General features: G+C 68.8%; 24 protein-coding genes, 1 tRNA gene and 1 other RNA gene. 11 read left to right on the plus strand and 15 right to left on the minus strand.

Annotation, left to right across the window (positions count from 1 at the left end):
* Window positions 1–14 precede the first annotated feature (14 nt).
* A complete protein-coding gene (locus U5918_RS15840; protein WP_336002583.1) occupies window positions 15–1,121 on the minus strand; it encodes a glycosyltransferase in 1,107 nt (368 codons plus the stop codon).
* Window positions 1,122–1,146: 25 nt separating this feature from the next.
* Entirely contained in the window at window positions 1,147–2,208 is a 1,062-nt protein-coding gene (locus U5918_RS15845) for a glycosyltransferase family 4 protein (protein ID WP_418771321.1), read from the minus strand.
* A gap of 131 nt (window positions 2,209–2,339) precedes the next feature.
* Here U5918_RS15845 and U5918_RS15850 point away from each other — a divergent pair, with 131 nt between their 5' ends.
* The 3 genes from U5918_RS15850 to U5918_RS15860 all read left to right on the plus strand — a co-directional run bounded on the left by U5918_RS15850 (window position 2,340) and on the right by U5918_RS15860 (window position 3,860).
* A complete protein-coding gene (locus tag U5918_RS15850) occupies window positions 2,340–2,624 on the plus strand; it encodes a ribonuclease P protein component 4 (protein WP_336002585.1) in 285 nt (94 codons plus the stop codon).
* 100 nt (window positions 2,625–2,724) lie between these two features.
* Entirely contained in the window at window positions 2,725–2,973 is a 249-nt protein-coding gene (locus tag U5918_RS15855) for a YhbY family RNA-binding protein (RefSeq protein ID WP_336002586.1), read from the plus strand.
* Window positions 2,970–3,860 (plus strand): mechanosensitive ion channel family protein, encoded by an 891-nt coding sequence (locus tag U5918_RS15860; protein ID WP_336002588.1) that lies wholly within the window; start codon window positions 2,970–2,972, stop codon window positions 3,858–3,860. Before U5918_RS15855 ends, U5918_RS15860 begins: the two co-directional genes overlap by 4 nt.
* Window positions 3,861–3,863: 3 nt before the next feature.
* Here the strand turns inward: U5918_RS15860 and U5918_RS15865 are convergent, their stop codons facing one another.
* The 5 genes from U5918_RS15865 to U5918_RS15885 form a co-directional block, all read right to left on the minus strand.
* The gene (locus U5918_RS15865; RefSeq protein ID WP_336002590.1) at window positions 3,864–4,073 is read right to left on the minus strand and encodes a hypothetical protein; all 210 of its coding nucleotides are present in this window, start codon (window positions 4,071–4,073) and stop codon (window positions 3,864–3,866) included.
* The gene (locus U5918_RS15870) at window positions 4,070–4,609 is read right to left on the minus strand and encodes a DUF2243 domain-containing protein (RefSeq protein WP_336002591.1); all 540 of its coding nucleotides are present in this window, start codon (window positions 4,607–4,609) and stop codon (window positions 4,070–4,072) included. Before U5918_RS15870 ends, U5918_RS15865 begins: the two co-directional genes overlap by 4 nt.
* Before the next feature lie 134 nt (window positions 4,610–4,743).
* Window positions 4,744–5,106, minus strand: a complete 363-nt coding sequence (locus tag U5918_RS15875; protein ID WP_336002593.1) for a VOC family protein — start codon at window positions 5,104–5,106, stop codon at window positions 4,744–4,746.
* Between the two features lie 294 nt (window positions 5,107–5,400).
* An RNA gene (gene ffs, locus U5918_RS15880) (signal recognition particle sRNA) lies at window positions 5,401–5,712 on the minus strand.
* 85 nt (window positions 5,713–5,797) lie between these two features.
* The gene (locus tag U5918_RS15885) at window positions 5,798–6,193 is read right to left on the minus strand and encodes a DUF7548 family protein (protein ID WP_336002595.1); all 396 of its coding nucleotides are present in this window, start codon (window positions 6,191–6,193) and stop codon (window positions 5,798–5,800) included.
* Between the two features lie 117 nt (window positions 6,194–6,310).
* Between U5918_RS15885 and U5918_RS15890 the strand changes: the two genes are divergently transcribed.
* The gene (locus tag U5918_RS15890; RefSeq protein ID WP_336002597.1) at window positions 6,311–6,661 is read left to right on the plus strand and encodes a DUF5798 family protein; all 351 of its coding nucleotides are present in this window, start codon (window positions 6,311–6,313) and stop codon (window positions 6,659–6,661) included.
* Between the two features lie 21 nt (window positions 6,662–6,682).
* Here U5918_RS15890 and U5918_RS15895 read toward each other — a convergent pair whose 3' ends face one another.
* From U5918_RS15895 to U5918_RS15905, 3 genes are all read right to left on the minus strand, one after another.
* Entirely contained in the window at window positions 6,683–7,093 is a 411-nt protein-coding gene (locus tag U5918_RS15895) for a CoA-binding protein (RefSeq protein ID WP_336002599.1), read from the minus strand.
* Between the two features lie 91 nt (window positions 7,094–7,184).
* Window positions 7,185–7,820 carry an RAD55 family ATPase gene (locus U5918_RS15900; RefSeq protein WP_336002601.1) on the minus strand — a complete coding sequence of 212 codons (636 nt, stop codon included), beginning with the start codon at window positions 7,818–7,820 and terminating at the stop codon, window positions 7,185–7,187.
* A gap of 129 nt (window positions 7,821–7,949) precedes the next feature.
* Window positions 7,950–8,789: a geranylgeranylglycerol-phosphate geranylgeranyltransferase gene (locus tag U5918_RS15905; protein WP_336002602.1), complete on the minus strand. Its 840-nt coding sequence runs from the start codon at window positions 8,787–8,789 to the stop codon at window positions 7,950–7,952.
* Window positions 8,790–8,891: 102 nt separating this feature from the next.
* On the opposite strand from U5918_RS15905, the gene U5918_RS15910 reads away from it, so the two are divergent.
* Window positions 8,892–8,966 (plus strand) — tRNA-Arg (locus tag U5918_RS15910).
* A 354-nt stretch (window positions 8,967–9,320) separates the two neighbouring features.
* On the opposite strand, the gene U5918_RS15915 is transcribed toward U5918_RS15910, so the two are convergent.
* Window positions 9,321–10,163 carry an ion transporter gene (locus tag U5918_RS15915; protein WP_336002604.1) on the minus strand — a complete coding sequence of 281 codons (843 nt, stop codon included), beginning with the start codon at window positions 10,161–10,163 and terminating at the stop codon, window positions 9,321–9,323.
* A gap of 165 nt (window positions 10,164–10,328) precedes the next feature.
* On the opposite strand from U5918_RS15915, the gene U5918_RS15920 reads away from it, so the two are divergent.
* Window positions 10,329–11,336, plus strand: coding sequence for a sodium:calcium antiporter (locus tag U5918_RS15920; RefSeq protein ID WP_336002606.1), 1,008 nt, complete (start codon window positions 10,329–10,331; stop codon window positions 11,334–11,336).
* A gap of 95 nt (window positions 11,337–11,431) precedes the next feature.
* On the opposite strand, the gene U5918_RS15925 is transcribed toward U5918_RS15920, so the two are convergent.
* A complete protein-coding gene (locus tag U5918_RS15925) occupies window positions 11,432–12,217 on the minus strand; it encodes an enoyl-CoA hydratase/isomerase family protein (RefSeq protein WP_336002608.1) in 786 nt (261 codons plus the stop codon).
* 203 nt (window positions 12,218–12,420) lie between these two features.
* Window positions 12,421–13,380 (minus strand): DUF4397 domain-containing protein, encoded by a 960-nt coding sequence (locus tag U5918_RS15930; protein WP_336002609.1) that lies wholly within the window; start codon window positions 13,378–13,380, stop codon window positions 12,421–12,423.
* A gap of 576 nt (window positions 13,381–13,956) precedes the next feature.
* Between U5918_RS15930 and U5918_RS15935 the strand changes: the two genes are divergently transcribed.
* The 4 genes from U5918_RS15935 to U5918_RS15950 all read left to right on the plus strand — a co-directional run bounded on the left by U5918_RS15935 (window position 13,957) and on the right by U5918_RS15950 (window position 22,435).
* Entirely contained in the window at window positions 13,957–14,973 is a 1,017-nt protein-coding gene (locus U5918_RS15935; protein WP_336002610.1) for a sulfite exporter TauE/SafE family protein, read from the plus strand.
* 271 nt (window positions 14,974–15,244) lie between these two features.
* On the plus strand, window positions 15,245–19,153 hold the full coding sequence (locus U5918_RS15940) for a hypothetical protein (RefSeq protein ID WP_336002611.1): 3,909 nt from the start codon (window positions 15,245–15,247) through the stop codon (window positions 19,151–19,153).
* Window position 19,154: 1 nt separating this feature from the next.
* Entirely contained in the window at window positions 19,155–21,587 is a 2,433-nt protein-coding gene (locus U5918_RS15945; protein ID WP_336002612.1) for an efflux RND transporter permease subunit, read from the plus strand.
* A 167-nt stretch (window positions 21,588–21,754) separates the two neighbouring features.
* Window positions 21,755–22,435: an HdeD family acid-resistance protein gene (locus tag U5918_RS15950; RefSeq protein WP_336002614.1), complete on the plus strand. Its 681-nt coding sequence runs from the start codon at window positions 21,755–21,757 to the stop codon at window positions 22,433–22,435.
* A 37-nt stretch (window positions 22,436–22,472) separates the two neighbouring features.
* On the opposite strand, the gene U5918_RS15955 is transcribed toward U5918_RS15950, so the two are convergent.
* Together U5918_RS15955 and U5918_RS15960 are read right to left on the minus strand one after the other, a co-directional pair.
* Window positions 22,473–23,351 (minus strand): ABC transporter permease, encoded by an 879-nt coding sequence (locus U5918_RS15955; RefSeq protein WP_336002616.1) that lies wholly within the window; start codon window positions 23,349–23,351, stop codon window positions 22,473–22,475.
* Window positions 23,348–24,430, minus strand: coding sequence for an ABC transporter ATP-binding protein (locus U5918_RS15960; protein ID WP_336002617.1), 1,083 nt, complete (start codon window positions 24,428–24,430; stop codon window positions 23,348–23,350). The genes U5918_RS15955 and U5918_RS15960 overlap by 4 nt, the downstream gene beginning before the upstream one ends.
* A 123-nt stretch (window positions 24,431–24,553) precedes the next feature.
* Between U5918_RS15960 and U5918_RS15965 the strand changes: the two genes are divergently transcribed.
* Entirely contained in the window at window positions 24,554–24,946 is a 393-nt protein-coding gene (locus U5918_RS15965) for a hypothetical protein (protein WP_336002618.1), read from the plus strand.

Genomic DNA, 24,946 nt, shown 5'->3' on the forward strand with positions numbered 1-24,946 from the left:
ACGAACCTCGAACTCTAGGCGAGCATCTCGTAGACCTCGCCCAGTTTCTCGACCGCGTGGTCGACGCTCATCGCGTCGCGGCGGTCGAGACAGTGCTCGCCGAGCGCGTCCCGTTCGTCGAGCGTTCGCTCGATTGCGGACCGGAACCGCTCGGCATCGCCCGGCGGTGCGCGGTAGCCGGTTTCGCCGGTGCGGACGGTGTCGGAGAGCGCGCCGGCGTCGACGGCGGCGACGGGCGTCCCGCAGGCGTTGGCCTCCAGCGCCACCAGACCCTGGGTCTCCACGGGACTGGGGAACGCGAACACGTCGAGCGCGCTGTAGAAGGCGGGGAGTTCTTCGCGGTCGAGGAACCCGAGGAATCGTGCGTCGACGTCCGCGTCGGCCGCGAGTCGCTCCAGTCGCTCCCGCGCGGGGCCGTCGCCGCCGAAGACGACCGTCACGTCCATGCCGTCGGTCGCCTCGACGATCAACTCGAGTTCCTTCTCGAAGCCGTGGCGGCCGGTGTACCCGACGAGGGGCTTCCCGGTGTCCAGATCGTACTTCGCCAGGAAGTCGGCGGTGTCGACCGGCTGGAACCGCTCGACGTCGACGCCGTTGGGCACGACCTCGATCGCGGTCCGGACGCCGATCTCGCGGAGGTGGTGCCGGGCGGGTTCGCTCGGCACGATCACCATCTCCGCGCGGTTCAGGTACCACTTCTCGTAGGCCCGGGCGGTCCGCTCGACCGGCGGGCGGAGCCACCCCTCGGCGATGTAGTCGGCGTACTCCGCGGCCGGGGTGTGGTAGGAGGCGACCAGGGGGACGCCGTGGCCCCGGGCGAACCGGAGCGCGCTCAGGCCGAGCAGGAACGGGGTGTGCGTGTGGACGAGGTCGGGGTCCGCCGCGCCGATGGCGTCCGGGACGCTCGGAACCGCGGCGTGGAACCCGTCGTAGAAAGGGAAGGCGACGCTGCGAACGGGGTGTTCGTCGGCCGACGGGTCGTAGCCGTCGGCGTCCGGGTAGGTGACGAGCATCCGGCCGCCGCGGGCCTCCCAGCGCTGGCGCCAGGTCTGGACCGTGTAGGTCACGCCGTTGACCGTCGGCAGATACGTATCGGTGAAGACCGCGACGGTCGGATCCATCGCCCGACCGTTCGACGACCTGTCGTTAATACGTTGTGTCATCGACGAGATCCTGATAGATAGCCGTCAGTTCTTCGCCGACCCGCTCGAGCGAGTGTTCCGCGGCCGTCTCCCGGGCGTTCTCCCCGAGCCGCTCGCGCAGGTCGGGGTTCGCGGCCAGTCGATCCAGGGCCTCGCGGAACTCCGCCCGCGTCTCGCACTTCAGGCAGTCCTCGCCGTCGGTGTAGAACTCCTCGAAGACCGGGATGTCCCGCAGGACGACCGCCTTCCCGCAGGCCATCGCCTCCAGCACGGCGATGCCCTGATTTTCCGCCTTCGTGGGAAACAGGTAGACGTCGCCGGCGCCGAACGCGCCGCGCTTGTCGTCGACCCAGCCGGTGAAGGTCACGTTCTCGGGGGGATCGCTCGTCCACTCCCGGACGGTCGCGGAGGCCTGGGGTCCGGAGTCGTAGGGGCCGAACCACGCGAAGTCGTAGTCGGTCTCCTGGGCCAGCCGACAGAAGGTCGTCAGGCCCTTGCGCTCGAAGACGTTGCCGACCGCGAACACGACCATCCCCTCGAGGTCGAAGCGCTCGCGGAACGGCTCGCGCAGGTCCTCGAACCCCGCCAGCGAGTCGACGTCGACGCCGTTACTGATCGGTCGGATCGGGGCGTCGACGGGGTAGGACTCGATGGTCCGCTTCGTGTACTCGCTGGGGCAGAGCACGAGGTCGGCCTGCGAGTAGAACCACCGGAGGTAGCGGCGGAGCGGCTTCGCGAGGTAGGTCGACCCGCGGAAACTCTCGGCGAAGTCCTCGCTGGTGACGTGGGAGTGCAGCACCAGCGGGACGTCGTTGCGACGGGCGTACCGGGCGACTGCGACGGTCCCGGGGCCGATCATGTTGCAGTGGGCGAGGTCGAAGTCGGCGACGGGGCCGTCGCCGGTCAGGGCGCGCTCGACGCCGCGCACGGGGTCGCCGCCCGACCACGGTGAGGTGAGGACCTCCACGTCGGTCTCGGCGAGGGCGGCCCGTTGCTGGTCGACGGCGGTGCCGATGCCGCTCCGGTCGAGGTGAGCGGCCAGTTCCAGGTAGTTGAGCGCGCGCACGGTCGGGCCGACACGTGGCCGGAAAAAAACCCTACCGAAAGGCTCGGCGGACGCGACGACTCGCGGGCGGCACCCCGACGCCGCCGACGCCGAGCGGAACCTATACCGGCCTCGCCCGATCAGTGTCAGTCATGCCCGGCGAGGAACAGCTGGCCGCCGAGCGGGTCGACCGCCTGCAGGAACTGGCGAAGGCCGCGACGGCGGCGGGGGAGACCGAACGGGCTCGCGCGTACGTCCGCCGCGCCCGACGGGTGGCGGAGCGCAACCGGCTGTCGCTGCCCCACCGCTTCAAGCGCTTTACCTGCGACCGCTGTGACGCCTACCTCCGACCCGGTGTGAACGCTCGGGTACGGACCCGCGACGGCCACGTCGTCGTCGCCTGCGACTGCGGTGCCCACGCGCGGTATCCGTACTGACCCCGCGTCGGGGACCGCCCACCGGCCGCGAGTGCGGACGGCTGGCACACCGACCGTCGGGGAGAGGCTTTAAGAACGATTGCCCTCTAGCAGTGACGACATGACCGATCAGGAGAAACGCCGGCGGATGCACGACCTGGACGTTACGGTGTGGGTCGGGAAACACGGGATCGAGTCCGTCGTCGAGGAGCTGTCGGACCAGCTCGACGAGCGCGATCTGGTGAAAGTGAAGTTCCTCCGCGCGGCTCGCGGCGGGACCACGACCGAGGACCTCGCCGCGGACCTCGCAGAACAGGTGAGCGGTGACCTCGTCCGGACGCGGGGCCACACCGCGGTGATCGAGCGATGATCCCGCTGCAGGCCGCGAACACGTATCTCGCCGAGCGACTGGCCGAGTTCGGCGTCCCCGCGGCGGGGGCGGTCGGCTCGGCGGTCACCTTCCTGGTCGCCTTCGTCGCCCTCTATCTCCTCGGCCGGCTCTTCTTCGTCCCGGTCGTCGACCGGGTGCTCCGGCGCCGGGACCTCGACGAACACGCGCGCCGACCGCTCGTGAAGCTCACGCGGATCGTGACCGGCTTCACGGCAGTCGCGGTCGCCTTCACCTTCGCCGGGTTCGGGAACATCCTCACGGCCATCGCGACCATCGGCGCGGCGGCGACGCTGGCCATCGGGTTCGCGATGCAGGACGTGCTCTCGAACTTCGTCGCCGGCATCTTCATCTACACGGACAAGCCGTTCCGCATCGGCGACTGGATCGAGTGGGACGGCTATTCGGGCGTCGTCGAGGACATCTCGATGCGCGTCACGCGCGTCCGCACGTTCGACAACGAACTGCTGACGGTCCCCAACTCCCAGCTAACCGGCGGCGTCATCAAGAACCCCGTCGCCAAGCAGCAACTGCGCCTGAAGTTCCTGTTCGGCATCGGCTACGACGACGACATCGACGAGGCCACCGAGATCATCGTCGAGGAGGCCGAGAAGCACGACGGCATCATGGACGATCCGGAACCGTCCGTCCGGCTGACGGAACTGGGCGATTCCTCGGTCGGCCTGCAGTCGCGCATCTGGATCGACAACCCCAGCCGATCTGACTTCGTGAAGATCCGCGGCGAGTACGTCGCCGCCGTCAAGGAGCGCTTCGACCAGGCGGACATCAACATCCCCTACCCGAACCGCACCATCGGCGGCGACCTGCAGATCCAGAACGTCGAGATGGTCGAACCCGCCGACGACTGACGTTCACCGGTTCCGATTTCTCCCGTTCGCCTCTTCGAGCCGTTCCAGCAGTCGATCGATCGCGAGGACGGCACCGCCCGTCAGGAGCATGAACGTCGGAACGGACACGAGCAGCACGATCCAGTGTGGGACTGGCTGTCGCGGTGCCGCCGGCGCGGCGTGCAGTGCGATCCACGTCGTCGGAACGGGTTGGACTGGCAGGATCCCGGTCACGCCTCGTCACCCGGGTTCCCGTCCCGTGTGGCGGTTCCGGCCCTGTAGACGTAGTAGCCGGCGGCGACGAGCAGGAGGCTGACGGCGATCCAGTGGGGATTGTACGGGCCGCCCCACGAGAGCGGTTCGCCGCCGGCGGCCACCGGCCAGTGGAGGCCGAGCACCGCGTGATCGACGACGGCGTCGAACAGGTCGAACGCACCGAGACCGACGAGCGCGGCCCCGGCGAGCGGACGGACGGCGAGCGGCGCTTCAGTCCGGCGTTCGGCCCGCCAGAGCAGGCCGGCACCGACGCCCGCGACGAACAGCATCGCGAGCGAGAAGAGACCGTCGGCGCGGACGTTCGTTCGGAGCCCCGCGACGGTGTCCATCGGGTAGATCCCGGAGACGAGGTGGTGCCACTGGAGGACGTGGTGGAGGACGAGCACGTCGATGAGGCCGCTGAACCCGACGCCGAACACGCCCGCCGCGAGGAGGGCCCGTCGGGTCACGACCCGCCGCTCCCGATCGGCGTCGCCGTCGGTCGGTCCGACCATCGCGTCCCCGTTTCCACCGCGACACTGAAAGCCGCAGTTGGTGCCACAGGTGAATTAGCCGGTCGCGGAGTGGTCGGCGGGTTGACCTGTCCGAAACACGATCCCGACCTCGACTCCAGTCTCTCCGGCCGATGTTACTGGTACTCGCTCACGCAGAACCCGTTCCCCTCTGGATCCTCCATGACCGTCCAGGTCGCGGTGTGGGTCTCGTAGGCTTCGGTCTTCGTCTCCCGCACGGCGGCGCCGAGGTCCCGAAGGCGCTCGACGGTCGCCTCTCGGTCGCCGGTCGAGAGGTCCAGGTGGATCGGCAGGTCCCGTTCGGTGCCCTTCGGCAGCTCCTTGAACAGCAGGCTCGGCCCTTCGCCGGGGCGGTCGACGATCGCCGGATCGAGCGTGGACGGCAGTTCACGGCGCTCGCCGCCGAGTGCCGCCGCCCAGAACTCGGCCAGTTCGTCCGGGTCGCGACAAGCGAAGGTAATAAATTCTAACTCTGGCATGCGTCACAGGAACTGGATGGCGGGAATGTGTCACTGGTGACGACGGAAAGTACTGCCACGGTCTATGGCAGGCTTGATTGCTGTTCTGCGGTCACTTTTGCCAGCATCCGCGGCGCTTCGCGCCGCGGTTCAACGCGAGCGCCTCCGGCGCTCGCGCCTTTTTCGCCACCGGAAGACTCACTCCGTTCGTCTTCCGAGCACCCGTTCGCCTTCGGCTCACGGGAACCACGTTTTTCGAGGAGTGGTTGCGCGCCGCTGGCGCGCAACCCGACGATGAAAAAGGTGGGATGAATGGAATGGACCTCGGGATTGCCCGGCGTTCGGACGCGGGTAATCCCGCGTGCCTCCTCCACCCCGCGACCCTACGAGCGACGGGTGTTCGGGGATTCGCTGCTCGCTTCCGCGCCTGACGGGGTGTCCCCGACTAACCGCACCGGATCGCCCCTGCAGGCGAGCCAGTGGGGACCGCCGCCCCCGCAGGACGAGGCTTCGACGTTGGCTTGCGGGGCCCGCGTCCGTCTGACTGGACGCCCCCGAGCTTCGGTCCCCGCTAAAGACCATATCGCGGGTGGAGAGCAGGGCCTAACTGCCCGACCTAGTCCAGCCTTACCTACCCCCGACCTCCATAAGGGCCTTTCGGATGCGTCCCCGTCGCCCGGTTTCGGCCGCGACCTGTCGACGCGACCGACGATTACAGCAACCCGAGCGCGCGGGCGAACCATGCCGATCCGAGCGGCACCAGCGGGCTCACCGCAGCCACGACCCAGCGATGGAGGGTGTCGATCTCGACGACGTCGACGCGGACGGTCAGCGCCCAGGCGATGGCGACGGCGGCGATGGCGACGCCGAGTACGAGCGCGACGCCGGCGCTCAGCGCGGGGTCGGATCGGCCCTCCCGGCCCGCGGCCAGGGCGATGAGTGCCACGAGCGCGAACAGGCCGGCGACGAGGGGGTTGATCGCACCGGAACCGTAGTAGAGGGCGACGCCGCTCGCGTCCTCGAGGAGGAGATAGGGCGCGGCCAGGGCGAGGAGGACGGCGAGACAGCCGACGATCCCGACGAGCGGGGCGATCCGCAGGTCGTCCATATCACCGTCTGGTCGGCGCCGCAACTTAACCGCGGCGTTGTCCGCCGCCCGGTCGGCCAGGTGGCCGCCGCCGAGAGCAGTCGAAACGGCCACAAGCGTGGACCCGGTACGACCACCATGGTCGGACTCGGTGACACGAAAAAGAAGATCGAGAAGATGATTTCGGCGGCCGAAGACCTCTACGAGAAGATGAACCAGCTCCGGGCCCAGATCGAGGAGCTCCGGGAGACGGTCGAGCACACGAGCGAGACCGTCGACGCGATGGAACACGACATCGCCGAGCAGCAGGTCCTGCTCGAACGGCTCGCCGAGGAGCAGGGGATCGACGTCGACGAAGTGCTGGCCGCGGCGGCGATCGAGGACGCGACGCCCGGGGCCGCCGAGGACGGGGGGGCCGACGGCGCGACCGATACCGGCGCCGAGGCGACGGACGCCGCGGGCGGCAGCGCCGCAGAGCCCGAAGACTGAACGCGGTCGGGGGGTCTCGCCTCAGCCGAGGAGCCGCTGGTGTTCGACTTTCAGACAGCGGTCCTGGACGACGCGGAGGCCCGCCTCCTCGGCCCGGGCCGCCGCCTCGTCGTCGACGATGCCGAGCTGGGTCCAGACGACCTGCACGTCGTCGCGTTCCAGCGTCTCGTCGACGATCCCGGCGACCTCCTCGCTCGGGCGGAACACGTCCACGACGTCGATCGCCTCGTCGACGTCGGCGAGGGAGTCGGCCGCGGGCCGGCCGAGGATCTCGTCCGCGTAGGGGTTCACCGGGACGATCTCGTAGCCGTGGCGCTGCATGTACGCCGGGATGTCGTGGGCGGCCTTCCCCTCGGTCGCCGAGCAGCCGACGACGGCGATCGTCTCGAGGCCGAGGATCTCGCGGAGTTCCGCGTCTGTTTCGACTGGCATACGAACAGCGAGGACGCCTGTGAGGAAAAGAGTGCTGGCGAGCCGGCTGCAACCGGCGTCGGCTCCGCGGTCGCCGTCGGTCGCCGGCCGTTCAGGGTTCGACCGTCTCGGTATCGACGCCGGGGAGCTGGAGAGTCACCGAGCGGTCCTCGTCGGTGCGGACGACGCCGTCGAACAGCTGGACGAGCGTGTTCATCGTCTCCTCGTCGTGGGCGGTCGAATCGATAACGTGGATGCCCACGGCCTCGGCGCTCTCGATGCGGCTGGTGAACACGTGCATGAACCGGAAGACGGTCTGCAGGTCCGAGTACATGAGCAGCGTCGACAGCGAGTCGACGAGCACGCGGTTGCGTTTGCTCCCGCGCTCGCGGTAGAACTCCTCGACGAACTCGGAGAACTCGATCCCGATCCCGGTCATGTCCACCGGCGAGGAGGTGTACTTGACGACGTCCGTGTCCGAGGCCGACTGGCCCTGGTGTCTGGTGACGCAGTCGACGACCCCGACGCGGGCCTCGTCCGGGTTCTCGAGGAGCGCGCGGAAGTCGGTCAGCACCCGCTCCGCGTTGTCCCGGGTGGTGACGACGATCGACCCGTCGCCGCGCTCGGACCCGGTTTTGAGCGCCTGCATCGCGACCTCGCGCTTGCCCGACAGCGGCGGCCCGGCCACGAGAATGTTCGTCCCGGGTTCCACTGTCGCGCCGCCGAACTCCGTCCCCAGATCGTACATGGAATTGCCTCGTTTCGAGCAACCGACTGCTGCCCCCTTGCAACGGCCGGTTCTTGCGTACCGTACAATCCTGCCGGCTCACATAAATGCTTTTGCGTCACGACGAGCGCCGACCGCCAGCCAGCGCCCTCAGACCAGCGCCGCGGCCCGCCCCACGACGAACGCCGCTGCGGCCAGAAACATCCCGTACTTGAGGTGGGACTGGCCGGCCGTCGGATCCCCGAACCCCTCGTAGCCCGCGTAGAGCATCACCAGATCCGCCGGCACGACGGCCACGAGGTAGGCCACGCCGAAGGTGCCCAGGAGGTAGGGCACCGGACTGGCCAGCGCGGCGACGACCAGCAGCGCTGCCGCGAGGCCGAGCGACTGGCCCTCGCCGACCGCGATCGGGAGCGTGTTCAGCCCCTCCTCGCGATCGCCCGCCACGTCCTCGACGTCCTTGATGATCTCGCGAGCGAGCGTCGACAGCGCGGCGAGCAGGAACAGGACCACGGTCGGCTCGATAGCCCCGACGGCCGCCCCGCCGAACAGGAACGTGCTCCCCCCGAGGTACGCCACCAGCGCGTTGCCGACGCCGGGGAGCCCCTTGAATAGCTCCGTGTAGGTGACCAGCGCGAGCAGGTTGAAGACGGCGATGGCGATGGCCGGAAGCGGCAAGAGCGCCAGCGTGAACGCGACCGCGGCGAGGAAGAGCCCGACGCTGAAGACGAGCGCGCCGCGGGGCGAGACAGCGCCCCGCGGGATCGGGCGGTCGGGCGCGTTGATCCGGTCGATCTCCCGGTCGAAGTAGTCGTTGATGGCGTTGCCGGCGCCGGTCGCGAACCCCGTCGCGACGACGGCGGCGACCACCTGTGGGGTCTGGAGCGACCAGCCGACGGCGACGAAGGCCCCGATGAACGTCAACACGCTTGCGGCGACGGCGTTGATCGGCCGCGTTAGCTCGACGAGGCCGCGAACGCGCTCCATCATGTGGTGTCCTGCTGGGGAGCGAGTGATAAACAGTCCGATACCTCGCCGGGGCCGCTGCCAACCGAGTCGTTTAACAGGGCACACAGATAACCCGGTTACCGAGGGCGCTTAGCTCAGTCTGGACAGAGTACTTGGCTTCGGACCAAGCTGTCGCGGGTTCAAATCCTGCAGCGCCCATGTTCTCGCCGCGAGCCATCACGGCGAGCGGCGAAACTGGCCGCGAAGGATTTGAACGAGGGGAGACGTGGTTCGAAAATCGCACGCTGCGATTTTCGTCATCACGAAAGAGCGCTTTGCGCTCTTTCGAACGACAGCGCCGAGCCTTGCGAGGCGACCGTCTCCACGTAGTTCACAATCCTGCAGCGCCCATACAACTGCGGTGCGATAATCGCCCGATAGCGCAGCGTTCATCGATCGAACGGGCACAGTTCGTTCGAATCCAGCGAGAGACGGATCGACCAGAGGTCCGATGCGCCACGAGCATCGCCGCCCGCCGACTGGAAAGACTTCCGAAGCGTGGAAAAGACTGCCTTACGTCCGGGAGTCGAGTTCCTGATAGATGACGTGGCCGCAGGCCTTGCAGTGCGACGCGTCCGGATCGTGATGTGACAGCCCGCAGTGTGGACAGGTGACGTTGACTTTCTCCTTGGACGCCCACTCCCTGACGAATTTACTCGCCTGCCGTGGGATGACGATGATCGCGGCCAGGATCGCGCCGACCGTCACCCACCGACCTGCCGTCGTGACGGGGATGATATCGCCAAACCCCGTCGTCGAGAGCGTGATGACGGCGTAGTAGAAGGCGTCTCCGAACGTCGAGACGTCGGGATTCGACGCGGTTTCGACGCTGTAGAATACCGCGGCGGAGACGAACAGGAGGACCAGAATCGTCAACAGTAGCTTCGTGGCACGCAGCGTGTTGTCCGAGATCGTTCCGAAGAAAAACTCCGCATCGTCCGTAAAGCGGTAGAACCGCAGGACGCGGACGATCCGGATCGCACGCAGAAACCCGATCTGGAGCGCGCCGAGGGACACCGGAAGTGCGAACACGAAGAGCGTCGGCAAGATCGCGAGCAGATCGACCATCGTGTACCCGTTGAAAAATTCCGAGATTCGATCGGGAGCGCCGTACAGTCGCAATACGTATTCCACGGAGAAAATGAAGGCGATCCCGACCTCGAGACGCCAGAGCAGGGATCGGAACTCGGCGCCGATCGGGTACGTTTCGACGATGAAGATGCCGACGAACACCAGATTGAGCCCCAGCAAGGCGACGTCGATGATCTTCCCGGGGATCGTCCTGTGATCCAGGAGGTAGAACTCGACTAACTCACGGCGGTTCCGTTCGTCCGAAACGGATGCGTCGCGGCCCATATCCCGCATTGGAGCCACCCGGACATAACGAACGGGCCGTCACCACGCGGTGCGGTGAGGACTGTCGTCTATTCCAGAGGAGATTTTCGATGGACGCCCCCAGCCAGTCCACTGTCCTGCCACACTGAGGTACACTTTTCAGGGCGAGACGGCAATCGGTGAGCGATGCCGGGCCTCCTCGTGTCCCTCGCCCTCGCCGTCGTCGCGACGCTGGTCATCTGGAAGGGCAGCGGATACTTCGAGCAGGCCGCGGAGCGGCTCAGCAAGTACTACGGCTTGCCGGTCGCCGTCCACGGGGCCATCGTCGTGGCCGTCGGATCGAGTTTCCCGGAAATCAGTTCGATCGTCATCAGTACGGTCGTCCACGGCGACTTCTCCCTCGGGGTCGGCGCCATCGTCGGGAGCGCGATCTTCAACCTCCTCGTCATTCCGGCCCTCTCTGCCTTCTCGAGCGAGGACCTGGAAGCGACGCGGGACATCATCCACAAGGACGCGCAGTTCTACGTCATCAGCGTCCTCGTGCTATTCATCGTGTTCGCGCTCGGTGCGACGTACGTCCCGGGGGGCACGAACAGCGCGGCGATCCTGACGCCGGCGCTGGTCGTCCTCCCGCTCGCAACCTACGGAATTTACGTCTTCCTCCATCAGCAGGACGCCAGCGATCACGTGGCCAAGGACGCTCCCGACGTCCGCCCGCTGAAAGAGTGGGGAACGCTCGCGGTGGCGCTGCTGGTCATCGCCGTCGGCGTCGAAGGGATCGTCCGCGCTGCCCTGTCGCTCGGCGATATTTTCGGGACACCGACCTTCCTGTGGGGCCTGACCGTGATCGCGGCCGGAACGAGCCTGCCCGACGCCTTCGTCAGCGTTCGGGCCGCCAAGAACGACGACAGCGTCACCAGTCTCACGAACGTCCTCGGGAGCAACACGTTCAATCTCCTGGTCGCCATCCCCGTCGGCGTCCTCCTGGCGGGCTCGGCGACCATCAACTTCCTCGTCGCCATCCCGACGATGGGATTCCTCGCGTTCGCGACGCTCGTCTTCATCGTCTTCACCCGGACCGACCTCGAAATCACCGACCTCGAAGCGGCCGGGTTCGTCGGACTCTATGTGCTGTTTCTCCTCTGGATGACCCTCGAATCGATCGGCGTCATCGAGACTGTCAAGGGTATCTGATTGGGGCGAATCAACGGGCCGACCGCCTCCTCGTAGTTCACAATCTTGTAGGGTCACATTCGTCGCCAGATTTCACCGCTCAATTCTCCAGTGAATTACCGCCCTTCGAACTCCGGCTCCCGCCCCTCGATCCGAGCCTCGAACCCCTCGGTATAATCCTCGGTATCGGTCAGCGGCCCCGAAAGCGCCTGCTCGTATTCCAGCGACTCCTCCAGGGGCATATTCAGCGTGGCGTTCAGCACTTTCCGGGCTCGTTCCATGCCCAGCGGGGCGTTCTCGGCGAGCCGATCCGCCTGCGCCCGGGCGCGGTCGTCGACGTCTTCGGCGTCGCAGACCTCGTTCACCAGCCCGATCCGTTCGGCCTCTTCGGGCTCTATGAACTCCCCGGAGAGGACGAGTTCCTTGGCCTTCGCGAGGCCGACCAGCCGCGCCAGCCGCGTCGGTGCGCCGGCGCTGGGGAAGAGTCCCAGTTTCACCTCGATGACGCCGTACTGGGCGTCCTCGGAGATGATCCGGAAGTCCGCGGGCAGGGTCAACTCGAAGGCGCCCGCCGGGGCGGCGCGCTTGATGCCGGCGACGACTGGCACTCGGGCGTCGGCGATGACCTCGGTGACGTCGCCGAGGCCGACTTCGAGTTCGCCGCCCTCCTCGGCGCGGCCGGCCATCATCTCCAGGTCCATCCCGGCGGAGAACACCGGGCCCTCGCCGAGCAGCGCGATCGCGCGGACGTCCTCGTCGGCGTCGACCTCCTCGAACGCCGTCCGGAGGTCGCCCAGGACGGCCTGGTTCATCGCGTTGCGTTTGTCCGGTCGGTTCAGGACGATATCGGCGCGGTGCCCGTCGATCTCCAGCGTGACGTGTCCAGTGCCAACTTCTCTCATGACACCGGAACGGCGGCCGCGCGGGCCTTAACTCTACGCGCTCTGGCACTCCGGGCTCGGAGGTCGGGCGTCACTGCTCGGAGGCGTCGATCGTCGCCAAAAAATGGTGTGCGGTCGGCCCGAACCGCTACCTGCGAACCGCGAATCGCGAACTGCGAACAGCGACCCGCGGGGGCAGGGCGGTGGTCGTCGAGACCGATTCGTCAGGGCAGGCCGTTCAGGCCGATGTCGGCGCCCGCGTCGCCGCCATCGGTCTCGTTGTCGCCTGCCTCGTCGTCGACGTCGACGTCGGGATCGGTTTCGTCGTCGGCCGCGTCTTCCTCGTCCTCTTCGTCAGCCGCGTCTTCATCGTCGGCCGCCTCCGTCTCTACTTCGATGTCGTCGGTGTCGATTCCGTCGGTCTCGTTGGCGTCCGTGTCGTCGGTCGCGTTGTCGTCGGTGTCGTCGGTCTCGTCAGCCGCGTCGCCGTCGGGCTCGGGGACGATGTCGGGGCTCAGGTCCTCCGGACCGATGGGGTCGGTCTGCTGGAGGACCTGCAGGGTCTCGTTTTCGTCCTCGGCACCGATGGCGAGCAGCGAGGTCGCCTGTCCGCCCGTGAGGTCGGCGTCGACGGACTGGATGATCTCACCGTCGGCGCCGCCGGCACGGATGTCGAAGGTGTAGTCGCCCTCGGGGATCGTCCTGTACATCGAGGAGTTACCGAAGCTCACCGACTCGAAGACCACGCCGTCGGTCTCGTTGAGCGTCACCGTCACGTCGGGAGCGCCGCGAACCAGGTGCGCCAGGCGGACGGAGGCGAGCTCTCCCGGCGGCTGCGTCGCGTTGTCGAGCAGGACGGCCGGCTCGATCTCTCCATCGCCCTCGTCGAACTGCCCGGCGGCCGCGACGGTGTAGTTCCCGCGCTCCTCTGCCTCGAACGTGGTCTCGAGGACCACGCCACCCGGGTCCTCGGCCGCGACCATCACGATGGTGTGATTGCCGGCTTCGACCTCCTGGTACTCGACTACCGAACCGGGTTCGACCTCCTGGAGGACTCGTTCACCGCCGATGTACACGTCCACCGCGGGCCCGTCCGCGACCCCGTGGACGAGTCGGATCTGTGCGCCGGGCTCGTCTTCGTCCTCGTCGTCTCCGTCCTCCTGTGCGATCGCTGGAGCGGCCACGACCAGGCCGCCAACGGCGACTAAGACCAGCGTAACGATCAGCAACGTCGTTCTGCTGTGTTTCGAAACCATGCAACACCGTTCCACCACGGACCAACCCTTGGTTATAGGGAAAGTAGCAGACGCGGCGACTGTTGCCCCTGCTCGTAAGTGCAGCTAGTCGTGACTGTCGAATCGCGGACACACGGTGTCGACCCCCGGGCAGCGAGCCGGCGGGTGTCCGAAATCCTGACGGACGCCGACGGTGCCAGTGGCCCCGAACGACCGCCAAAGCCGGCGCTGAAGGGATCCGCAGCAAGGCTGTAGCCGGTGGTATGACACGTCGTTGCATCGGGCTGGATACGGTTTTGTTCGGCTTTCTATCCGCGAATCGACACTCGATCGCGGGGGTTCGGCGGCGGTTCGACTCACGGGGCCTGACTGTCGCTTCCGACGAGAACTGGTCGCGGCGTAAGCCGGGCCCGGATAGTCGCCGAGCCCGTGCGGTCGGTGACTGCCGCGTGGCGCCGGCCGGTCGACGGTACGGGCTGGATTACAATCTCTGCGGGACTCCGACGGGGGGATCGGACGAAGTGTATGTCGAACGGGTCTCTCTCAGACATCGACGTCGACTACGAGGAACCGGCCTACGAACAACCGGAGATCGACGCAGTCGCGCGCGAACTCGACGAGCGACCGCTCGCGGTCCGGGCCGCCATCGGTGCGCGGACGCGACGACGACTGCTCTGGCTCGGCCTCGGCTTCCTCGGCTCGCTCCTGGCGGGTCTTTTGGCCCTCGGCGTCCGGCCGAGCGATCCAGCGGCGATCGGTCGCGTCCTCGTCCCGACGGTGATCCTCGCCGCCGCCGTCTTCGAGACGTTCGATTCGGCGTCCGGGATGGGGTTCGGAACGGCACTCTCCCCGCTGCTGTTCTCGCTGGGGTATTCCCCGCTGGAGGTCGTCCCCGCTCTGTTCATCGCCGAGAGTACGACCGGCTTACTGGCCGGTGCGATGCACCACGAGTTCCGGAACGTCGAGTTCTCCGTTCGGCCCCCGCTCACGGAGGCGACCCGTGCGGTGGTCGTGTTGACGGCCGGCGGCGTCGTCGGCGTCGTCCTCTCGGTCGCGCTCGGGTATCTGGCCTTCAGTCTCCCGGCCGCGCTCGTCGAGGCCTACGTGGCAGTCCTGGTGATCTCGATGGGCGTGATCGGCCTCCTGCGCGAGTCCCTCCCCCGGTCGGACGTCTACCGGCCGCGACGGCTGGCGGGGTTCGCCCTGCTCGCCGGCGTCAACAAGGGGATCTCTGGCGGGGGCTTCGGCCCTGTCGTGACGCTCGGACAGATCTTCGCCGGCGTCTACGAGAAGACGGCGACCGCGATCACCTCGCTGGCCGAGGGGCTGGTCTCGCTGGTCGGTATGGCCGTCTACCTGGCGCTGTTCGCGGCCGGCTTCCCGATCAGTTATCAGCTGCTCCCCTCCCTGCTCGTCGGATCGGTGATCGCCGCCGTCCTGGCTCCCTACATCGTCCGCGTTCTGCCCGGGCGAATCCTGGGCCCGCTCATCCCCGCGTACGCGTTCGCCATCGGCCTCGTCATGCTCTTGCAGTACCTCTGAGGGATCCGGGCGGCGTAAAAACCGGTAGGCCGGGTAAACCGACGGCGGCGCGAATACGCCGTCGTTAACCGAATTGTACTTACCGCGTACTAACGGTCGCTTGGCGCTAGGCTCGGCGAAACATGCGACTGGTCACCGGCCGCCGGCGCGGACTCTCGGTCCCCGAGCGGAGTCCGATCCGGCTCGGCCCGGGATTCCCCCGCCCTCCCAAGCGAACCGGTCCGACAGCGTCCGCCGGCCCCCTCCGATCCGCCGCGGGATCGCTCCCACGATGAGACGGCGCGCGATCGTCCTGGCCGTCGCGGTCGCCGCGACGAGCGCCGGACTCGCAGTCGGCGTCCATGGCCCCGGAATCAGCGACGCCGACCCGACGGCCGGCGGTTTGCCAGAAGACTGCCCCGCCACCGACGCGACGACGGGGGATCCACACACCCAGTCGGACGAGTCGACCCCCTGCGAATCGACCGAGGCTGGGGCGATCGACTCGGCCGACGCTGACGGGGACGACGCCGGGCACGGCGACGGCGCGACCGATGCAGACGGGGAGGACGGTGTGCAAACACCCGCCGAAGGGCCGGACCAGACTCCCCCGACCGACGGCGACGAACCGCCGATCACCGGCGAACAGGGCGCGGAAGAACCAGCCGACGGAGCCGACGAACCGGCGGACGGAGCCGACGAACCGGTGGACGCGGGAGATGATCCGGCGGACGGAGCCGATGAAGCGGCTGCCGGCGGACAGGAGGAGGGGGCGCCGCCGGATACCGCCACGCAAGCGGAAGGAGCCCCAGCGCCCGCCGAACAGGATACCGAACCACCCGACGCACCCGACGATGGAGACCTGGCGGACGGGGATACGACGCCGGCAGACGGCGACGGAGTGTCGCCAGGAGACGGCGACGGAGCGCCAGCGGGCGGCGACGCTCCCGCACAGGGCGACGAACCGGATGGCGGGCCCGCTTCGCCCGCGGAGGAACCCGGTGCAGTGCCGACCGACGGCGCGGCGACTCCCGGAGACGGAACCGCTGGAACGCCTGGGGATGGGGCCGGCGGAACGGCCGGAGACGGAGCCGGTGGAACACCGGTCGATGGCGGTGGAACGCCCGGAGACGGCGTCGACGGAGTCCCGGGCAACCAGACCGGCCAGCAACCGTCGGTGGACGAGTCCGAGCCGGCCCCGACGCAGGCCGAACCCGTCGCCGGGGAGCCCGACCTGAACGCGTTCGCGCCGAACCGGACGGTCGAACCCGGTGAGAGCCGGCAACTCGCCGTGAGCGTCGTCAACTCGGGGATCGTCGAGGACGGCGGCACGGGCACCGACCCCGACGCCGAGGACGCGGTGACGACCGCCCGAAACGTCCGGGCGACGCTCACCGAGGACGACGCGCCGGTTTCGGTCGAGTCCGGCACGGTCCCGCTCGGCGACCTCCGGAGCGGGGCGGTCAGCCGGGCCGACTTCGGGATCGACGTCGACGAGGACGCCGACCCCGGCACCTACGATCTCGACGCCGAGATCGAGTACGAGTACACCGAGGAGATCGACGTGAACGAGAGCGACGCTGTCGAGGAATCGGACACCGTCCAGGTCGAACTCGTCGTCACCGAAACGGGCCGCTTCGCCGTCGAGTCGGTCGACGCGGGCCTGCAGGTCGGTGAGCAGGGCACGGTCGAACTCGACCTCGAGAACCAGGGCGACGCGGACCTCACGGAGGCGACCGTCGAGATCCGATCGCGGACCCGCGGCCTGCTCGTCGACGGGAGCGGTGGCCAGCCGGGCGCCGATGCACCCGTGGCCTCCCGGTTCGTCGGCGAGTGGGGCGCCGGCGATGACGTCTCCGTCTCCTTCGCCGCGACGCCGACCAACCGGTCGCGAACACAGGAGTACGCGCTCGAGGCCGTCGTCAGGTACGTCGACCCCGACGGCGACCAGCGGCGCTCGCGCCCCCTCTCCTTCGGCGTCACGCCCGACGAGGAGCAGGCCTTCTCGCTGGACGACCTCGGAGGCGATCTGGAAGTGGACGACGACGGAACCATCGAGGGCGAGATCACAAACGAAGGGCCGGGACCGGCCACCGACGCGGTGGTCCGGGTCGTCAGGGGCGGGGACGTGGCGACCGAGAGCGACGTGACCGCCGAACGCGGCCGGGAGACCGGGGACGGCGGGGGAGCCGATCGCGGCGGAAGATTCGACGAGACGGTGGTTGCCCAGCGCTCGTCGGCGTTCCTGGGCGACCTCGATTCCGGCGAGGACGCGGACTTCGAGCTTCCCGTCCGGGTGACCGAGGACGCCGAACCGGGCGAGCTGAGCGTCCGGCTGGTCGTCGAGTACCTGAACGCGGACGGCGATCCGCGGGCGAGTCGGGAGCTACGCGGGGCGGTCGAGATCGACGAGGAGGACGAGGCGTTCGCGCTGGAGGACGTCGACTCGGACCTCCAGGTCGGCGCGGACGGCACCGTCTCGCTCTCGCTGTCGAACGAGGCCGGCGACGACCTCACCGAGGCGCGGGTCTCCCTGACCTCCCGGAGCGACGCCCTCCGGATCGACGGCGGCACCAACGCCTCACGATTCGTCGGTGAGTGGGACGACGGGGACGAGGAGACCGTCGAGTTCGATGCCACGGTCGCGAACGACTCGGCGGTCGCCGAGTACCCGCTGACGGTCCGGGTCGCCTACGTCGACGGGGACGGTGACGAGCAGCGGTCCGACCCGATCAGAACCGGCGTCTCGCCCGACGACGAGCAGACCTTCGAGTTCGGGAACCTGACCGCGTCCCTGCGCGTGGGTGACCAGGGCAGCGTCTCCGGCCAGGTGCTGAACGCGGGCCCGCGGAACGTCTCGAACGCCGCGCTGGTCGTCGACACGGGCGACGACGCGATCTCGGCCGAGCGGTCGACCGTCCCGCTCGGCGATCTCTCTGTCAACGACACGGCCGCGTTCGACTACCCGTTCGAGGTGAGCGACGACGCCGAACCCGGACCCCGCCAGTTCCGCCTCGCGGTCGAGTACGAGACCGACGACGGTGATCGGCTCCGGAGTGACCGCCGAACAGTCCCGGTCGACGTCAGCGCCCGCCGCGACGGGTTCGCCGTCACCGACGTCGACGCGCCGGTCCAGGTCGAGGACTCGGGGACCGTCACGCTCTCGGTCCGGAACAGGCGGGGCCGGGCGGTGACCGACGCCCGCGTCGACCTCCGGTCCAACGCCGGCGTGCTCTCCGTCGACGGCGGCGAGAACGGGACCCGGTTCGTCGGCGAGTGGGGGCCGGGCGAGACCCGGACCGTCCAGTACGAACTGCGGGCCGAAAACGGGAGCGCGGCCCAGACCTACGCCGTCAGCGCCAGCGTCGCGTACGAGGACCGCGACGGCGACGACCGCGAGAGCGACCCGATCCGTTTCGGGATCGAACCCCGTCCGGAACAGGCCTTCGCGCTCGAGAACGTCACCAGTCGGCTCAGGGTCGCCGAGGAGGGAACCGTCGAGGGACGACTGGTCAACGACGGGCCGGGCAACGCCACGGCGGCGCTCGTCCGGTTGGAGACCGACACGGAGACCACGAACCCCCAGGAGTCCGAATACGCGGTCGGGTCGCTGGAACCCGGGGCCTCGCGGTCGTTCTCGTTCCCGGTCGAGATCACCTCCGACGCCGAGCCCACGCCGCGGCTGTTCGAGTTCCGCGTCGAGTACGCCGACGCCGACGGGGATCGGACGCGGAGCGACCGGCTCACCGCCCGCGTCCCGGTCCGTCCCGAGCGCGACCGATTCGCCGTGCGGGCCGTCGACGCCTCGATCGTCCGGGGCGAAACCGAGGGGGTCGCGCTCGTCGTCCGCAACGTCCGCAACGAGACGCTCCGGAACGTCAACGCGAAGGTGTTCGTCGACGACCCGCTCGACACCGACGACGAGGCGTTCGTTCCCGTCCTCGAACCGAACGAGTCCGTCCGGCTCGCCTTCGACGTGAGCGCGGCCGGCGACGCGAGCACCGGTACCGTCCCGCTCAGGGCGGACTTCGAGTACGAACTCCCCGACGGCGACTCGGAACTGTCCGACACCTATCAGGTCGGCGTGAACGTCACGGACCCGCCCGACGACGGGCTCATCGACCGGCTCTGGCCGCTCGCGATCGTGACCGCTCTCTCCCTGTCTGGGGCCCTGGTCGGGCGCCGCTATTGGAGGGAGTGACGTGGACGCGACGGAGACCGCCGCCGACTGGATCGTCGACCGCCCGAAGACGGTCGTCCTCGCCTTCCTGCTTCTCACCGGGCTCTTCGCCGTCGGCCTCGGGACCATCTCGACGACCGCCGGCACCGAGCAGTTCACCGAGGGGACCCCCGCCCAGCGGGCCTTCGAGGACGTCACCCGCGAGTTCGGCACGCCCTTCGCCCCCGACAGCGGGACCACGCAGCTCATCCAGCGCGACCGGAACGTCCTCGCGAAGTCGCAACTGCTCGCCATGCTCCGGGCGATGGCGGAACTGGCCGAGCGGCCGGGGCTCCGTGTCGAGTCCACGGAGAGCGCCGCCGGGAGGATCGCGACCGAACTCGACCCGGACGCGACGACGCCCGCGGCGCAACGCCGCGCGGTCGAACGAGCGACCGGGGAAGAGATCGACACCGCCGTCGCCAAACTGGCCGACGAACCGGGCTTTCGCGATCAGTTGAGCGACGACTTCAACCCGACGGCTGCGCGGTCCTCGGCGACCGTCGGCGTCGTCACCCACAGCATCCCCGCCGGGGCGGCGGAGACGGGCGGTGGCGGCGAGCAAGAGGGGCCGTTCACGGCGATTCAGTTGCGGGCGAGCGCGATCGTCGCCGGCGTCGACGACGGGATCAGCGTCTTCGGCCAGGGGATCGTCGCCGCGGAGTTCTCCACCGTCATCGCCGACTCGCTGCTCATCGTCGTCCCCGCCGCGGCCCTGCTGATCTTCGTCTTCCTGCTTTTCTCCTACCGGGACCCGGTCGATCTGCTGCTCGGCGTCCTCTCGCTGGTCCTCGTGTTGATCTGGACCTTCGGGTTCGTCGGCCTCGTCGGAATCCCCTTCACGCAGTTCCTGATCGCCGTGCCGCCCCTGCTTCTGGCCGTGGGTATCGACTTCGGCATCCACACCATCAACCGCTACCGCGAGGAGCGCGTCACCGGCGCCACCATCGACGCGGCGATCCGCCGGGCGCTCGGCCAGTTGCTCGTCGCCTTCTTCATCGTCACGGGGACGACGGTCATCGGCTTCGCCGCCAACCTGACCAGCACGCTCGCCCCGATCCGGCAGTTCGGGATCGTCGCCGCCGTCGGCATCGCCGTCACCTTCCTCGTGTTCGGCTTCTTCCTCCCGGCCGCGAAAGTCGCCGGCGACCGGTTCCGCGACGCCCGCGACCTCCCCGCGTTCGGCCAGCAACCCCTCGGCCGCGAGGGGTCGCGACTCGCCAGGGCCCTCACGAGCGGGGTCGCGGTCGCCCGGCGCACCCCCGTCCTCTTCCTCTTGCTCGTCCTGGCGATTTCGGGCGGCTCGGCGGTTTACGCGACCGGCGTCGACACGTCCTTCTCCGAAGAGGACTTCCTGCCCCCGGCGGAGACGCCGGCCACCCTCGAGCGCCTGCCCGAACCGTTCGCACCGGGGGAATATACCGTCACTCGCGATATCGAATTCCTCGAGGACAACTTCGAGGCCAGCCAGGGTGACACGGTGACGATCTACATCGAGGGGGAACTGACGCGGGATTCGACCCTGCAGTCGTTCCAGCGGGCCCGTGAACGCCCGCCCGGGTCGTTCGTCTCGACGAACCGGCGCGCCGAGACGACCAGCATCGTGACCGTGATCCGCGACTACGCCAACGAGTCCGCCGAGTTCCGGGCGCTCGTCGACCGCAACGACGTCGACGCCGACGGCGTCCCGGAGGACGACCTGGAACAGGTGTACGACGCACTCCTCGCCTCGCCCCAGCGCGACCGCGCGTTGCAGTACCTGACGGAGAACCGTCGGGCCGCCCGCGTCGAGTACGAGACGGAGGCCACGGCGTCCCAGGAGGCGGTCACGACCGACGCACGCGAGGTGGCCGACCGCTACCGGGCCGACGCCACCGCCACCGGGCAGGTGGTCGTCTTCCAGTCCATCTCCGCGCTGATCCTGGAGTCGGCGGTCACGAGCCTCGTCGCCGCGCTCGCGCTGGTCGCGGTCTTCCTCGTGATCGCCTACGCGGTCCTCGAGGACGCGCCCGTGCTCGGCCTGGTCAACCTCGTCCCGATCGCCGTCTCGGTCGCGCTGCTGGCCGGTACCCTCCGGCTACTGGGCCTCTCGTTCAACGCCTTCACCGCCACGATCCTCTCGATCACCATCGGCCTCGGCATCGACTACTCCGCGCACGTCGTCCACCGGTTCGCCGACGAGTACGAGGACGGCGACCCCTTCGCCGCGCTCGACCGCACGGTGGCCGGCACCGGCGGCGCGCTCACCGGCAGCATGCTCACCACCACCACCGGCGTCGGCGTCCTCGTGTTCGCGCTCACGCCCGTCCTCGGCCAGTTCGGGTTGCTGACCGCACTCAGCATCCTCTACTCCTACGTCGCCGCCCTGGCGGTCACGCCATCGGCCGTGGTCCTGTGGGCACGCTACGTGGACTGAGCGCCCCCGAGGCAGTCCGCGACCGCTTCGCAACCACGTCGGTACCAGGGCGCTGCGACGGGAAACCAGCCCGGAAATATCCATTTCCGGTCCGACGGTGTACTATTGGTCCCTACAGCGGTGGTCCGCTCGGGGGGAGGACCGCTCGCGGACCGTGGGGAGATCTCATGAACTCGGACGACACAGACGACCGCGACAGTACCGTGGACGCCTCGGAACGGAACAACGGGACCGACCGGGTTCGGACCGACGAGTCGTCGGCCGAGCGCTCCGAGCGCTCGCTCGCCAGCAACCGGACCACCGTCATCGTCGCCGGGGCGCTCCTCGCCGCGCTCGGGATCCTGGCCATCCTCGCACCCCAGTTGACGGGGATCACCCTGTCGCTCGTGCTCGGGGCGCTACTCGTGATCAGCTCGCTCGCCCACGTCGCCGCGGCGTTCTCGGCCAAGGGGTGGCACGGGTCCGTCTTCGGCGTCGTCCTGGCCGCCCTCTACGGCGTCGCCGGGATCGCGTTGCTCGCCAACCCGGTCCTCGGCCTGGCCGCGCTGACCCTGCTACTGGGCGTCTACTTCCTCGCCGACGGCCTCGTCCAGCTGGTGATGGGCCTGCGGGTCAGGACCAACGACAACTGGGGCTGGCTCCTGATCTCGGGGGTCGTCTCCGTCTTTCTCTCCTCGCTGATCCTGCTCGGCTTCCCCTCCTCGGCCGCCTGGGCGGTGGGCCTGCTGTTCGGCGTCAATCTGCTCACCTCCGGCGTCGCGCTGGCGATGCTCGGGACCGCCGCCAGGGCCGGCCGGGAGACCGGGGCGGGCCAGCGCGTCGGCGAGTCGCGCACCGGCTCCTCCTGACCCACTCCGTCGCGATCTGCCGACGGCGCCGCCTCCCTCACCGCACGTCAGAACTCGACGCGCGGGAGAGCAGGTAGACGGCCACCGCGCCGAAACAGAGATCCAGGGCCGCGAGCACGGCCACCGCGGGGACGACCGTGTCCAGCGCGCCGCCGAAGGCCGTCGTCTCGATCACGACCATCACGTCGGCGTCGAGCACGATCGCCCGCGCGGCGTCGACGCCGTAGGTGACGGGGTTGAGCCGCGCGAAGGTCTGGATCCAGCCCGGGAGGACCGCCAGGGGGAGGAAGGCACTCGACAGGAAGAGCAGCGGGAACTGCAACAGGTTCGCGCCGATGATCGTCGACTCCTGATCACGGGTGAGCACCGCCAGCGCGTTCGAGAAGGAGACGAACCACAGCGAGAAGAGCATCCCGACGGCGACGACGCCGAGCCCGCCGACGACGCCGGTCGCGATCTCCGCGCCGAGGGCGACGCCGAGGACGAGGATGATCGAGATCTGGACGGCGATGCGGAACAGTTCGGCGGCGGTCTTCCCGAGGAACACCGCCGTCCGGTTCATCGGCGAGACGAGCACCTTCTCGAACATGCCGTTCTCGATGTCGTTGACGAGGCCGATGCCGGAGGTGACCGCGGCGGCCAGCGCCACCTGGATGGCGATGGCCGGCACGAGGAAGGTCTCGTAGCCCACGCCCGGCGCGCCACGGGAGACGGCTTCGCCGGCGACGGTGCCGAACACCTCCGTGAACAGGACGAGGAAGATGATCGGCTGGACGAGCGAGACGACGAGCACGAACGGGTTCCGGACGGCCTTCAGGTTCCAGCGCTTGAAGTTGACCCAGACGTCCCCCGCGAAGGAGTTGGCCGACCGGTCCACGGGCCGCGATGTGGTCACGTCGGCGTCGGGCGAACTCATCGGTCACCCGCCTCCGTCGACGCGTCGGCGCCCGTCGGCGTGGCGCTCGCCTGCCCGTCGGACCCGCCGTCCCCGCCGCTATCGACCCGATCGCCGGTGATCGCGAGGAAGACGTCGTCGAGCGTGGGCGCGCGCACGTTGAACCCGGTCACCGTCAGCCCCTCGTCGCGCAGCCTCACGAGGAGGTCGGTCCCGTGCTGGCGCGCAGTCCCGGCCGTGACGGAGATGCCCTCGTCGGTCGTCTCGACCGTGGCGGCGTCGAAGCCCTCGAACGACCGGGCGACGGCGGCGGCGCGTTCACGGGCGGACGGTCCGCCGTCGACGTCGACGTCGAGCACGTCGCCGCCGACGCGGCGCTTGAGGTCCGCCGGCGACCCGTCGGCGACGATCTCGCCGTCGTTGATGACCGCCAGCCGGTCGCAGAGCTGGTCGGCCTCCTCGAGGTACTGGGTCGTGAGGAAGATGGTCGTCCCCCGATCGTTGATGGCCCGGAAGTACTCCCAGAGCCGGTTGCGGGCGCTGGGGTCGAGGCCGGTCGTCGGCTCGTCCAGGAAGACCAGCGGCGGTTCGTGGACCAGGGCCGTCGCCGCGTCGAGGCGCTTTTTCATCCCGCCGGAGAACTCGTCGGCGCGCTTGTCGGCTTCCGGGACCAGGTCGACCAGGTCGAGCAGCTCGTCGATTCGTTCGCCTCGCTCGCCGCGGGGGACGCCGTAGGCCTCGCAGGCGAAGGCGACGTTCTCCCGGGCGGTGAGCTCCGGGTCGATGCTCGTCTCCTGTGCCATGTACCCGATCGACTCCCGGATCTTTCGGGACTCGGACCGCACGTCGAAGCCGTTGACCCGCACGTCGCCACCGGTCGGGGACAGCAGCGTGGCGAACACCTTGATCGCGGTGGTCTTGCCGGCGCCGTTCGGGCCGAGGAAGCCGAAGAACTCCCCGGAGGGGACCGACAGCGACACGTCCGCGACCGCGACGGTCCCGTCCCCGTAGACCAGCCTGAGTCCATCGGCGTCGATGGCGAGCTCCCGTTCGGAGTCGCTCCCCCGCCCCGCCGCTCCATCACCCGCCGAGTTGACCATGTGACCCGTTTCGGTCCCGCGTATAAATTCTCGGCGTCGCATCGGTCGGTCCTTCGGCCTGCCGCGACACGGTGTGGCGAACTCCGGGGAACACTTATGTTAGTTTGGAGAGGAGTCGACGGCGTGAAACCACCGAGAGCCGTCGCCGCGAGCGCGGCCTTCGCGCTCTGTGCGGGCGTCGCCGTCTGGCCGCCCGTCGACTCGCTGCTGTACTGGCAGTGGCTGCCCGGGGCGGCCGCGCTCGGGGATCTGGTCGTCGCCCCCGTCTCCATCCTGGCGCTCTGCCTGGGGATCGGCTTCGGTGCGGTGACAGGGGTCGAACCCCGCTACTTCTTCGTCGGTGGCCTGACCGCCTACCTTTTGGGCAACGCCGTGCTCGCGCTCGCGGTGGCTCCCGACAGCCCGGTCCACCTCCTGCTGTACGCGTATCTGCTCTCGGTGCTGACGGCCGGGGTCACCATCGGTGCAGTCGCGTGGGACCCGGATCTCGGACGCTACCGTGCGATGGGGCGGTGA

Origin of the sequence: Halorientalis sp. LT38 (assembly GCF_037031225.1) — an archaeon.
In the GTDB taxonomy this organism is placed as follows: Archaea; Halobacteriota; Halobacteria; order Halobacteriales; family Haloarculaceae; genus Halorientalis; species Halorientalis halophila.